Origin of the sequence: Shewanella sp. SP2S2-4 (assembly GCF_031932025.1) — a bacterium.
In the GTDB taxonomy this organism is placed as follows: Bacteria; Pseudomonadota; Gammaproteobacteria; order Enterobacterales; family Shewanellaceae; genus Shewanella; species Shewanella baltica.
Window position 1 is genome coordinate 1 of sequence record NZ_JAUOER010000043.1, and the last position, 11,069, is coordinate 11,069.

Genomic DNA, 11,069 nt, shown 5'->3' on the forward strand with positions numbered 1-11,069 from the left:
GGCTACCAGCTTGGTCGCTATCTCGTTCGTAAAATTATGCACCGCCTTCGATTCAAAGCAACCCAGCGACGTGCTTACAAGGTGACTACGCAGCGGAAACACTCAGATGCAGTGGCAGATAACATGTTAAACATGAACTTTAATCCAGTATCGGCTAATCAGGTCTGGGCGGGTGACGTGACCTATTTAAAGACGGGTGAAGGCTGGATGTATTTAGCAGTGGTGATGGATTTATATTCGCGCCGGATTGTGGGATGGCACATAGATAAACGCATGACCACAGATTTGATATCTAAGGCATTAATAAAAGCCTACAACCTGCGACAACCAGCGCGAGGGCTGGTATTCCACAGTGACCGAGGCAGTAAGCAATTCGGTAGGCTGCTATCGAGCTATGGTATCCGAGCCAGCATGGGTGATGTGGGGGCGTGTTGGGATAATGCCGTTGTTGAGCGTTTCTTTGGTAGCTTGAAACACGATTGGATTTTTAAAGTTAATCAACCAACAAGGGAGTTTATGAAGCAAGATGTGACGGCTTACATGAAATATTACAACTTGGAGCGGCTTCATTCTGCTAATGACGCTCTGTCACCTGTAGAGTTTGAAAATTCTCAAGTAAAAGTGTCCAGTTTGGGTTGACCAGTACAATTCGCAGGGGTCACTTTGGCCGCCACTATTCCACCTTGATGATTCACAATCAAATGCAGCTTAAAGCCATAGAACCACCCCATAGTACCTTTACCTCTGCACGCCAGTCCCGCCAAGGTTTTATGGCGATGAATACGCAGGTTATGACACACTTTGATGCTAGTTGAATCAACAAATTCGATGCCAGTGGGGTTACTCTTGAGGCTGGCAAAGTAGCTGCAAAGCTGGACTAAAGCCTTGGGCATCATCTCAAGAAAGCGGGTATAGCTGAGTAAATGAGGAAAAGCGGATTTGTAGAAATGAGCCAGATAACCGATGTAGAAGTTCTTGAAATCACGGTGGTGGGACATCTGAAAAAGTATGATGATGGTCATCACTTCGCTCATCGTCATACGGCCAGCACGTTGGCGCTTACGTGTACCATCGGTTAGCAGCGTTTTTTCCCATTCTGGAATGAAACAGCGCAAAAATCATCGACATCGCAAAACACTTCCACTAATTTATGCATAGGCCCTCCGGTGTGATCGGGTTTCTCTTGGTCGAAAGACCCGAACACTTGGAGGGCTGTTAGTTCAAATTTTCTTATCCAGAGTTCAGGTTAGAGAAGCTATCCTTGGTTACAGCTACATAAAGGTTGCCTTGATTAATGAATCCGTGCTCTACATCCTCTGCAAAATCCTCTATCCCAAAGTCAATAAGCAAGTAAAGATGACCTGCTTGAGTTCGTTTCATGTTGAAAGATGTTAATTGACAAAAAACTATTGAGCGAAAGATGCTCTTTTATATTATTGATTTATATTGCTTATTATTAAATTTAGATTTTTGCCACTCAATTTAATTAACTTTATTGGTGATATTTTGTGTAAAAAAACACCTTTCGTGAAATTTTTTATTCATAGCGCATCTTTACACTAGTTTTTAGTCGGCTGAAATGTTGACACAGGTCAACATTTTGTGAAATGATGCCAGCGGGTCTATGCCTGTAAGGGCGTAGGAAAGGGAAGAAAAAACTAAGAATCACAAGAGAAAGACGAACTTACAGTAATTTTTTCGGCGAGCATTTTTTGCTTCTCGTTTTGTTGCTGGTAAGTTAAACCTTTTTATTCACTTCAAATTGGTTGGGAACTATGTCCAAGGTAAGCAATAGAACAAAAATCGCTACTGCACTTGTTGGCGTGCTGGCATTAGCGAGCAGCAACTTAGTGGTTGCAGATCCTCTTACCGACGTGCAGAAAGCGGATAGTATGATCCATGCTGATGCTGCAGCGTCGCAAAAGAATGTTGATAAGTATTTCGATCAAGCACAAGACATGCTTTTTGAGTATGGTTCTGTCGCGGATGAGCGTGAATCACTGAAATCATATAACGATTACGTTGCCAGCTTAGTTGCTGATCAACAAAAGACAATGGATTCAGTACAAAGCGACATTAATGGTGTTGATAAACTTCGCCAAGGTGTTGTGCCATTAATGTTTAAAATGGTTGAATCATTAGAACAATTCGTTCAATTAGATTTACCTTTCAACTCTGAAGTACGTACTAATCGTGTTAATGAGCTGAAAAACCTTCTTAATACTGCTGAAGTGACTTTAGCCGAAAAATACCGTTTAATCCTTGATGCTTATAGCATCGAGCGTGAATATGGTAGCGCGGTTGCTGTTAACCAAGGTAAGTTAAACCTAGATGGCAAAGAAGTGTTGGTTGACTTCTTTAACTTAGGTCGTGTTGCTCTTTATGCACAGAGTTTAGATCAAAAGACTGGTTGGATGTACAACCCAGAATCTAAGGGTTGGGATAAGTTAGATGACAGCTATTTGCGTGAACTGACTAAAGGTATCCGCATTGCCCGTAAACAAGGTGCTCTAGATCTATTTGCGTTACCAATTCCTGCTGCGGAGACTGCACAATAATGAAGAAGTTAATTACTACAGCTGTGTTGGCTGCAAGTTTCTCTTTAACTGCTGGTATGGCTAGCGCTGCAGATGCGCCTAAGTCGATTGACCAATTATTGCAACAAGTTAAAGTTGAACGTGCTGCAGAAGGCAAAATCAACAGTAAACGTGAGCAAGAATTCCAAGCTGAACGTGGTGATAAAGCTGCACTGTTAAAGCGCGAGAAAGATGCTTTAGCGGCTGAAAAACAACGCGGCAAAGATTTAAACCAAGCGTTCTTAGATAACGAGCGTAAAATTGCTCAGTTAGAAGAAGATCTGAAAACTGCTCAAGGTGACTTGGGTGAGATGTTTGGTGTGGTTAAAGGTGAAGCCGGTGATTTCGCTGGTAAACTGGCAAGCTCAAACATCAGTGCTCAATACCCAAATCGTGATAAATTCATCGCTGATTTAGGTGCACGTAAACAATTACCTAAAATTGAAGAGCTAGAGCAATTTTGGCAAGAACAGCTGTTTGAAATGGCTGAGTCTGGCAAGGTTGTTAAGTTTGAAGGTTCAGTTACTGGAATCGACGGAAGCGTTAAAACAACGACTATCCATCGTGTTGGTGCTTACAACTTAACTGCTGATGGCAAGTACGTTGTTTATAACCCTGAGTTAGGTTTAATTCAGCAGTTATCTCAACAACCAGAAGGTTACCAAGTTAGCGCTGTTGCTGACTGGGAAAAAATCACTTCAGGTACTGCGCCATTCTATGTTGACCCTGCACGCGGCGTGCTGCTAAACATCTTCACTAACAAAGCTAGCTTTGAAGATCGTTTAGAAGCTGGTGGTACTATCGGTTACATCATTATTGCTCTGTTAGCACTGGGTTTATTAATCTCTATCGAACGTCTTGTCACTATGACGATTATTGGTGCTCGCGTGAATAGCCAACGTAAGAACGTCGATAAGCCTGGCAATAACGCTTTAGGTCGTATTTTGAAAGTTTACCAAGAAAACAAAGACGTTGATGTTGAAACGTTAGAGTTGAAATTGGATGAAGCGATTCTTAAAGAAACACCAGCATTGGAAGCGCGTATTTCAATCATCAAAGTATTGGCCGCTATCGCGCCTATGATGGGTCTGTTAGGTACAGTGACGGGTATGATTGCAACCTTCCAAAGTATCCAATTATTTGGTACTGGCGATCCAAAACTGATGGCTGGCGGTATTTCTATGGCGCTTATCACTACAGTTCAAGGTCTGGTTGCTGCTCTGCCGTTAATGTTAATGCATGCAGTGGTTGTTGCCCGTAGTAAGTCAATCGTTCAGATCCTTGAAGAGCAAAGCGCTGGTATTATCGCAGCACATGCTGAGAAGAGGGCTGACTAATGACGCTATACCTGATGGACATTTGGGATTCCGTCAGGGGCTTCATGGCCTCCGGAGGCGACGTCCTCTGGCTTGTAGCGGGTGTTCTGTTCTTAATGTGGGTATTGATGCTTGAGCGTTATTGGTATCTTAATTGGATATCACCAAAGCAACATAAAGCAATCATAGCTGCATGGGACGCCAGAGAGGAAACGACCTCTTGGTATGCACACCGCATCCGTGAAGCTTGGATGTCCCAAGCGAAGCAAGATTTGAATGCACGTATGCTGATTATTAAAACCTTAGTGGCAATTTGTCCAATGATAGGTTTGTTAGGTACCGTAACAGGTATGATTTCAGTGTTCGATGTGATGGCAGTTCAGGGGACGAGTAATGCTCGTTTGATGGCGGCTGGTATTTCAATGGCAACTATGCCTACGATGGCAGGTATGGTTGCAGCATTATCGGGAGTATTCTTCAGTACTCGCCTCGATGCCAAAATGAAAATCAGTTTAGAAAAGCTAAAAGACAGCATGCCGCACCACTAGAGAGAGATTGAACATGGCACGTAAAAAGCATTCCAGTATAGATGAGGAAGCGCAAATTGATATGACACCGATGCTCGACATCGTGTTCATCATGCTAATCTTCTTCATTGTAACAACGTCATTCGTGAAACCATCTGGTTTGGACTACAACAAACCAAAAGCTTCACAAGCGACTTCAAAGCCTTCGGCTAACATCTTTATCGGCGTCAGTAAAACAGGCGTGATCATGATGGAAAACCGTCAGGTTGATATCGAACGTGTAACAGCAAACGTTGAGCGTATGCTGGCTGAAGCTCCTGAAGCAGCTGTATTGATTCAGGCGGATAAAGACGCAATGCACGGCTTAGTTGTTAAAGTTCTAGACCAAGTGAAAGCAGCTGGTATAGATAAAATTTCGGTATCTGCGGGGAACGATTAATATGCTAAGAGCACTAGTATCGATCATTATTGGTGCTGCTGTGACTTTTGGTCTGTTCGCATTTATGGCGTTCTTGGTCGGTGGCGGCGCACAGCGCGGCGAAACATCGGCCGAGACCCCTGTAATTGAAATCACTATGGATAGACAGGATTCAAAAGCACAGAATAAGCCAAGGGTAGTGCCTAAGCCACCACCACCACCAGAGCAACCACAGAAGCCTGATACAACGCCACCTGATTCATCAAGTAATATTGATACATCAATGTCGTTCAATATGGGTGGTGTAGAGGCTGGTGGTGCAAGTACTGGTTTTAAATTAGGCAACATGATGACTCGCGATGGTGATGCTACGCCTATCGTTCGTATCGAACCACAGTATCCAATTGCTGCGGCTCGTGATGGTAAAGAAGGTTGGGTACAACTTCGCTTCACTATCAACGAACTCGGTGGTATCGATGACGTTGAAGTTATTCAAGCAGAGCCAAAACGTTTATTTGATAAAGAAGCGATCCGAGCTCTGAAGAAGTGGAAGTACAAGCCAAAGATTGTTGATGGCAAGCCACTGAAGCAACCAGGTCAGACGGTTCAGCTGGACTTTACCTTAGATAAAGGAGGCAAATAACGATGCGTAATGTTAATAAAATCGCAGCTCTATTATTGCTTTCTATTTGTGGCGGATTATCTGTTTCATCTGCGGTAGCAGCTGAAAAGTGTGAGATCGATAAACGTCAATCTAAAGCTGTAGGTGAAGGCGCTGCGAAAAAAGTTCAGAAGTCGTTTGAAGCTTATACTAATGGTCAGCTGGACGAAGCCATTGCTATTTTGCTCGAAGCAAATGCAAAGAACGATTTCGATAAAGCCTATGTTGCACGCATGCTAGGTAACTTTTATGCCGAGAAAGGCAAAATGGATACTGCGATCAAGTACCTAAAACAAGCTGTTGAAGCTGATATTTTAGGTGGAACAGATCATGCTGCGACCATGCGTCTTTATGCGGATTTACTGTTACAAGAGAAGAAATTTAAGGAAGCAATTCCTTACTATTACAAGTGGATGGATTTTACTTGTAAAGCTGACTCTCAAATTTATCGTCGTATTGGTATTGCACACTCTGAGCTAAAACAGTGGGATAAAGTGATTGAAGTGGCCGATAAAGGTCTTTCATTAGCTGATACTCCTGATAAAGGCTTATATCAGATGAAGCTAACTTCTTACTTCAATCAAAAGAAGTATAAGAAAGCTGTTGGCGTGTTAGAAGTCATGGTGCCATTATTCCCGGATGATGGCAGATTATGGGTTCAATTAGCGCAGTTTTATCTGATGGTTGAAGACTATGACAAGTCTCTTGCAACTTACGATTTAGCTTATAGAAATGGTTTCTTAGATAGTGCGGGTAACATTACTCGTTTAGCACAATTGATGGCACAGAAAGGTGCTCCATATCAAGCCGCTAAAGTCTATCAGAAGCATATGAAATCAGGCTTGATCGCTGAGGATGCTAAGTCTCTAGAGATTTTGGCTGGTTTTTATCAGAATGCAAAAGAGTTTAAACAAGCCGCTGAGTATTATGGTAAAGCTGCAGCTATCAGCAATGATGGTAAGACTTACTTGAAACAAGGTCGCTTACTGAACTTGAATGAACAATACACTGCAGCGATCCCTGTGCTTGAAAAAGCCATATCTATGGGTATTGATCATCCAGGCGAAGCAAACTTCGAATTAGCTTTGGCTCATTTAAGTTTGAAACAGTACAAGTCAGCTTATAACCGTGCAGTATTAGCTGCTAATGATAAGAAGACTGAGAAGAGTGCAAAAAGCTATATCTCTTATATCAAAGAGAAAGCACGTATGCATAACATCACACTGTAATCGCTTGGCAGTTTAGCGTTTGAATTTGAAAGCCCCGAAAGGGGCTTTTTCTTTGGTACCAATTTACAACACGAGCTTACTGTAAGCAGATTAAGGCTTGCGATTGATCATGGCTTTTCTCAAGATCTTGTGAAAGTTGGCTGACATTACTGAAGAGTGACTCGATTTTGTTTTCTTGCGTCGGTAAGCAAATGCAGGCGGCCAGTTTATAATCGATTGTCAGCTTATGATTTTTACCAAAATCTTGGTTAAAGTTAGATATTTGTTGTTCTATTCGCTTTAAGACTACCTCAGTTCCCACCTCATCTATGTTGAATAAACCCAGGGCAAAGTGATTTTGATCAAGCCTCGCAATCATATCTGTTGCTCTTAATAGTGCTTCCTGCACTTGTTTGGTAAAGAATTCGAGTAAATGGGGTTGTTTGACGGTTTCATGAATGTGAGGGCACAGATACAATAGTGCCAAGCTTTGGTGTTCTCTCATGTGACGATGCCATTCTCGGTTGAATACTTCCATGAAATAGGTTTGGTTATAGACTCCAGTTTCTGGATCCCTGAAACCTGAGTTGCGGAACGAGTAGATCATAGATTAACTCCGATAGCAGACCTTGAACTAAGTATAGAAACAGTTCTGCAATAGCGGGCCAAAAAGGAGAAATATTAAAATGAAATTGGGTTTATTGGCAGGATCGATAGCGTTAATCTTCACCCTTCAAGGCTGTTCTAAGCCTGAAGCCACTGCAGTTCAAGAAAACAGCCAAGCTAATGCAGTTGCAGAGCAGGGCGAAACACAAACGGCCGAGCAGCGTTATTTAGCGCTTGTGGATGCTTATTTTAAAGATTACCTAAAGCTTGAGCCCATCTACGCCACCTTTGTCGGCGTTAATGACTATAACGCCGATTTTGGCGGGGATCTAACCGAAGATTACCTCAAGGCTCGCCATGATCTTAATACTCACTATTTAGCTCAGGTGCGCGCGATAGATCCAAAGCAACTGCCCGCTGATTTACAGTTAAGTTATGATCTGTTTGTCTATGACCGTGATATGGCGTTAGTGGACGAAACTTTTCCATCTCGCTTTATGCCGATAAGCCAGTTCTATAGTACTGTTATTACCATGGTGCAGCTGGGAAGTGGCGAGAGTGCACAACCTTTTAATACTGTTCAAGATTATCGTAATTGGGAACAGAGAGTCGATGGTTTCATCAAGTGGGTAGCACTTGCTGAAAATCGGATGAATCAAGGCATTGAAAGTAAAGTGGTGCTACCTCGGGTGTTGGTAGAGCGCATTATTCCCCAGTTAGACGCTATGCTAACGACGGATGCGACTCAGAGCATTTTCTACTCGCCCATTCAGCATTTCCCTGAGAGTTTTTCTGAGCAAGATAAAGCTGAATTGACAGCTCGTTATCAAGCCATGATAGCCGAACGTATCGTGCCAGCGTTGACGGACTTGCGTGATTACTTTAAGCAAACCTATTTACCTAAGTCGCGGGCGACTGATGGTTGGTCTGGTTTACCTAACGGCAAAGCTTGGTATCAGCATCTGGCGAACTCACATACAACCACAACTATGTCTGTGGATGAAATTCATCAAATTGGCTTAAGTGAAGTGGCGCGAATTTTATCTGAGATGGATAAGGTACGTGAGCAAGTCGGTTTTAAGGGCGATTTGAAAGCATTTTTCGCTTCTTTATCTTCTGAACCTCAGTATTTCTACAGTGATCGTCAAGGTTTGATTGATGGTTATATGGTGTTGAAAGATAAAATCAATCAAGTCTTACCTAACTACTTTAATGTGATGCCAAAAGCTGATTACGTGGTTAAGCCGGTTGAAAGTTTCAGAGAACAATCTGCGGCGGGTGCTTCTTACGAATCGCCAGCGGTGGATGGTAGTCGTCCAGGCGTGTTCTATATCAACACTTATAACCTCAAGGCGCAGCCAAAGTGGGGAATGACGACCTTATCTTTACACGAGGCCGCTCCTGGGCATCATTTTCAAATTGCGATCAAGCAAGAGCTAACCGGTGTGCCTGAGTTCCAGCGTTTCAGTGGCTATACGGCATTCGAGGAAGGTTGGGCACTGTATGCTGAGTACTTAGGTATTGAGATGGGCTTGTTTACTGATCCTTATCAGTATTTTGGCAAGCTTTCCGATGAAATGCTGCGTGCGATGCGCCTAGTGGTGGATACTGGTCTTCATTCAAAAGGCTGGAGTCGTGAACAAGCGATTCAGTACATGAAAGACAACTCGCCGATGGCTGAAAGTGACATAGTCGCCGAAGTGGAGCGCTATATGGCGATCCCTGGTCAAGCTTTGTCTTACAAAGTCGGCCAGCTGAAGATCCTGGCACTGCGCGCCCGCGCTGAAAAAGCCTTGGGTGATAAATTTGATTTAAAAGCGTTCCACGATCAAATCCTCACCTCAGGTTCATTACCTATGGCGGTCATGGAGAACAAAATCGATCGTTGGATAGCGTCTAAACAGGCTTAGCCCGTAATATGCCGTTATTTGACTTTGAAGTGAATGACGGTATTTTAAGACTTTTTTATTCAACAGAAAGTTTTTATACTGTTGATTCAAAACCTGTTAAAACGGATGTTTTAATGGGAATATCAATGATATTTGGGGCAAATGTCTCATGATCCTCACAGGAGTTTTACTATGGTCCAGGCAACAGCAAGACATTTGTTAGTTAGCAGCGAAGAGCAGTGTCAAGCGCTGAAACAGCAAATATTGGAAGGCGCGGATTTTGCTCAAATTGCTCGCGCGCACTCTTCTTGCCCATCAGGTGCCCAAGGCGGCGAATTGGGGTCATTCGGTCCTGGTATGATGGTGAGAGAGTTTGATGAAGTTGTCTTCAGCGCGCCATTAAACGAAGTGCAAGGTCCAGTTAAAACGCAATTTGGTTTTCATTTACTCGAAGTGACCAGCCGCGCATAAGTTTTACGGCTTATTGGATACCGCTTTTTAATACGGCAGCATTTGCTGCCGTTTTTGTTTATCTGCTCATCACGGAGTCACTATGCTGGAACTCTACACCGATAGATTGATACTCAGGAGCTTACAAGATAGCGACTGGGAACAGTTTTATGCGTTGCACAGCGATCCTGAGATTAATCGCTATGTGCGAGTGCCAGAGTCGCAAGAGGTGATCCGTAGTAAGTTTCAGCAGCGCTCAGATACTTGGTTTTACGGTTCAGGCGATTGGCTGACCTTAGTGATTGAGACCGTTGATACAGGGCAATTTGTTGGGTTAACAGGCCTTTATTGCCAAAGCCTTGATGAGCAGCGTGCCGAAGTCGGTTACTTACTGGCCGCAGAGGGCCACGGCAAAGGTTATGCGACTGAGAGCTTAAAGGCAGTCATAGATTGGGCCTGCTTAAGTTTTAATGTGCATAAATTTGTTGGTCATTGCGCCAAAGATAATCATGCGTCGGCGCGGGTTCTTGAAAAGTGTGGCTTCAGGCTTGAAGGCTTACTCAGGCAGCAATTCAAAGTCGGTGAAAACTGGCTGGATGAATCGGTCTTCGGTTTACTTGCCGATGAAAGACGTCTCTAGCCAAATTATCTTCAGCGGATTTTATGCGGTGCTGGTATAATGCCGCAGGTTTATTTTTAGAAGGCGTGTATTAAGTGGCGCAAATTAATCAATTGGCTTTGCATTCTGGCGAAGATTTCATTGAATTGTACAAAGTATTAAAAGTGCAGGGCATGAGCAATGCCGGCGGCGAAGCCAAGCATTTTATCGAGGAAGGTCAAGTCACTGTGAACGGTGAAGTTGAAACTCGTAAGCGTAAAAAAATTATTGCGGGCGATATCGTCAGCTTTAATGGTGAATCAGTTCAAATCATTGCGGCAGAATAAGCCTGAAACAGTGGAGCAAGATATGCAATTTCCAGATGATGACAATGGTAAAATGCTGGCCGCAATGGCTGAAGCAGGAATCGATTTAACGAAAGAGTTAGATGTTGATTTCTTTTTGGTTTTTGATGATCAACGCGATGCCGAAACGGCGTTAGAAGAACTCACAAATTCTGACTTGCAAGGCGAGCTTGAGCTGAATCTGAATGATGAGCTGGGCAAGTGGGAAATCATTGTTTGCCTCAATATGGTACCTGATTACGACACTTTGGTTGAGCAAGAAGTCATGTTGAATGATTTTGCCGCTGAATTCGGTGGCATGACCGACGGTTGGGGCGTAATGCAACACCAAGACGGTGATGACGAGTTTATGGAAGATGATGACCATGAGCATGTCCACGGTGCTCATTGCAATCACTGATGCTGATTTGCTTTGACCTTTGAGTCTAAAAAACCACCTTCTTGGTGGTTTTTTA

At 43.3% G+C, this 11,069-nt stretch carries 13 protein-coding genes and 1 pseudogene; 12 read left to right on the forward strand and 2 right to left on the reverse strand.

Annotation, left to right across the window (positions count from 1 at the left end; all coding sequences use genetic code 11):
* The coding region (locus tag Q4Q54_RS21410) for an IS3 family transposase (protein WP_311989513.1) at window positions 1-639 on the forward strand (639 nt) is incomplete at its 5' end.
* Between the two features lie 8 nt (window positions 640-647).
* Here the strand turns inward: Q4Q54_RS21410 and Q4Q54_RS21415 are convergent.
* Window positions 648-1,156: pseudogene (locus Q4Q54_RS21415) on the reverse strand (IS982 family transposase); the annotation flags it as partial.
* 619 nt (window positions 1,157-1,775) lie between these two features.
* Between Q4Q54_RS21415 and Q4Q54_RS21420 the strand changes: the two are divergent.
* Genes Q4Q54_RS21420 through Q4Q54_RS21445 form a run of 6 tightly spaced genes read left to right on the forward strand, consistent with a single transcriptional unit; the run spans window position 1,776 to window position 6,727 of the window.
* Window positions 1,776-2,558 (forward strand): DUF3450 domain-containing protein, encoded by a 783-nt coding sequence (locus Q4Q54_RS21420; RefSeq protein WP_106650162.1) that lies wholly within the window; start codon window positions 1,776-1,778, stop codon window positions 2,556-2,558.
* Window positions 2,558-3,913, forward strand: a complete 1,356-nt coding sequence (locus Q4Q54_RS21425; protein WP_006087404.1) for a MotA/TolQ/ExbB proton channel family protein — start codon at window positions 2,558-2,560, stop codon at window positions 3,911-3,913. Before Q4Q54_RS21420 ends, Q4Q54_RS21425 begins: the two co-directional genes overlap by 1 nt.
* Window positions 3,913-4,440 (forward strand): MotA/TolQ/ExbB proton channel family protein, encoded by a 528-nt coding sequence (locus tag Q4Q54_RS21430; protein ID WP_006087405.1) that lies wholly within the window; start codon window positions 3,913-3,915, stop codon window positions 4,438-4,440. The genes Q4Q54_RS21425 and Q4Q54_RS21430 overlap by 1 nt, the downstream gene beginning before the upstream one ends.
* A gap of 13 nt (window positions 4,441-4,453) precedes the next feature.
* On the forward strand, window positions 4,454-4,858 hold the full coding sequence (locus tag Q4Q54_RS21435; protein ID WP_006081158.1) for an ExbD/TolR family protein: 405 nt from the start codon (window positions 4,454-4,456) through the stop codon (window positions 4,856-4,858).
* Window position 4,859: 1 nt separating this feature from the next.
* A complete protein-coding gene (locus Q4Q54_RS21440) occupies window positions 4,860-5,480 on the forward strand; it encodes an energy transducer TonB (protein ID WP_012088830.1) in 621 nt (206 codons plus the stop codon).
* A 2-nt stretch (window positions 5,481-5,482) separates the two neighbouring features.
* Window positions 5,483-6,727, forward strand: coding sequence for a tetratricopeptide repeat protein (locus Q4Q54_RS21445; protein WP_311989514.1), 1,245 nt, complete (start codon window positions 5,483-5,485; stop codon window positions 6,725-6,727).
* A gap of 76 nt (window positions 6,728-6,803) precedes the next feature.
* On the opposite strand, the gene Q4Q54_RS21450 is transcribed toward Q4Q54_RS21445, so the two are convergent.
* A complete protein-coding gene (locus Q4Q54_RS21450; protein ID WP_311989515.1) occupies window positions 6,804-7,313 on the reverse strand; it encodes a diguanylate cyclase domain-containing protein in 510 nt (169 codons plus the stop codon).
* A gap of 79 nt (window positions 7,314-7,392) precedes the next feature.
* On the opposite strand from Q4Q54_RS21450, the gene Q4Q54_RS21455 reads away from it, so the two are divergent.
* The 5 genes from Q4Q54_RS21455 to Q4Q54_RS21475 all read left to right on the forward strand — a co-directional run bounded on the left by Q4Q54_RS21455 (window position 7,393) and on the right by Q4Q54_RS21475 (window position 11,014).
* On the forward strand, window positions 7,393-9,222 hold the full coding sequence (locus Q4Q54_RS21455; protein WP_011846487.1) for a DUF885 domain-containing protein: 1,830 nt from the start codon (window positions 7,393-7,395) through the stop codon (window positions 9,220-9,222).
* A gap of 171 nt (window positions 9,223-9,393) precedes the next feature.
* Window positions 9,394-9,672 carry a peptidylprolyl isomerase gene (locus Q4Q54_RS21460; protein WP_006081163.1) on the forward strand — a complete coding sequence of 93 codons (279 nt, stop codon included), beginning with the start codon at window positions 9,394-9,396 and terminating at the stop codon, window positions 9,670-9,672.
* A gap of 82 nt (window positions 9,673-9,754) precedes the next feature.
* Window positions 9,755-10,291 (forward strand): GNAT family N-acetyltransferase, encoded by a 537-nt coding sequence (locus tag Q4Q54_RS21465; RefSeq protein WP_311989516.1) that lies wholly within the window; start codon window positions 9,755-9,757, stop codon window positions 10,289-10,291.
* Between the two features lie 74 nt (window positions 10,292-10,365).
* Window positions 10,366-10,596, forward strand: a complete 231-nt coding sequence (locus Q4Q54_RS21470) for an RNA-binding S4 domain-containing protein (RefSeq protein ID WP_006081165.1) — start codon at window positions 10,366-10,368, stop codon at window positions 10,594-10,596.
* Between the two features lie 22 nt (window positions 10,597-10,618).
* Entirely contained in the window at window positions 10,619-11,014 is a 396-nt protein-coding gene (locus Q4Q54_RS21475) for a ribonuclease E inhibitor RraB (protein WP_011846490.1), read from the forward strand.
* Window positions 11,015-11,069: the final 55 nt, after the last annotated feature.

Bases quoted from the DNA above. Each gene is read 5' to 3' on its own strand.
- Q4Q54_RS21420 (WP_106650162.1), top strand. From the start codon at position 1,776: ATGTCCAAGGTAAGCAATAGAACAAAAATCGCTACTGCACTTGTTGGC.
- Q4Q54_RS21460 (WP_006081163.1), top strand. From the start codon at position 9,394: ATGGTCCAGGCAACAGCAAGACATTTGTTAGTTAGCAGCGAAGAGCAG.
- Q4Q54_RS21440 (WP_012088830.1), top strand. From the start codon at position 4,860: ATGCTAAGAGCACTAGTATCGATCATTATTGGTGCTGCTGTGACTTTT.
- Q4Q54_RS21435 (WP_006081158.1), top strand. From the start codon at position 4,454: ATGGCACGTAAAAAGCATTCCAGTATAGATGAGGAAGCGCAAATTGAT.
- Q4Q54_RS21475 (WP_011846490.1), top strand. From the start codon at position 10,619: ATGCAATTTCCAGATGATGACAATGGTAAAATGCTGGCCGCAATGGCT.
- Q4Q54_RS21445 (WP_311989514.1), top strand. From the start codon at position 5,483: ATGCGTAATGTTAATAAAATCGCAGCTCTATTATTGCTTTCTATTTGT.
- Q4Q54_RS21430 (WP_006087405.1), top strand. From the start codon at position 3,913: ATGACGCTATACCTGATGGACATTTGGGATTCCGTCAGGGGCTTCATG.
- Q4Q54_RS21455 (WP_011846487.1), top strand. From the start codon at position 7,393: ATGAAATTGGGTTTATTGGCAGGATCGATAGCGTTAATCTTCACCCTT.
- Q4Q54_RS21465 (WP_311989516.1), top strand. From the start codon at position 9,755: ATGCTGGAACTCTACACCGATAGATTGATACTCAGGAGCTTACAAGAT.
- Q4Q54_RS21425 (WP_006087404.1), top strand. From the start codon at position 2,558: ATGAAGAAGTTAATTACTACAGCTGTGTTGGCTGCAAGTTTCTCTTTA.
- Q4Q54_RS21450 (WP_311989515.1), bottom strand. From the start codon at position 7,313: ATGATCTACTCGTTCCGCAACTCAGGTTTCAGGGATCCAGAAACTGGA.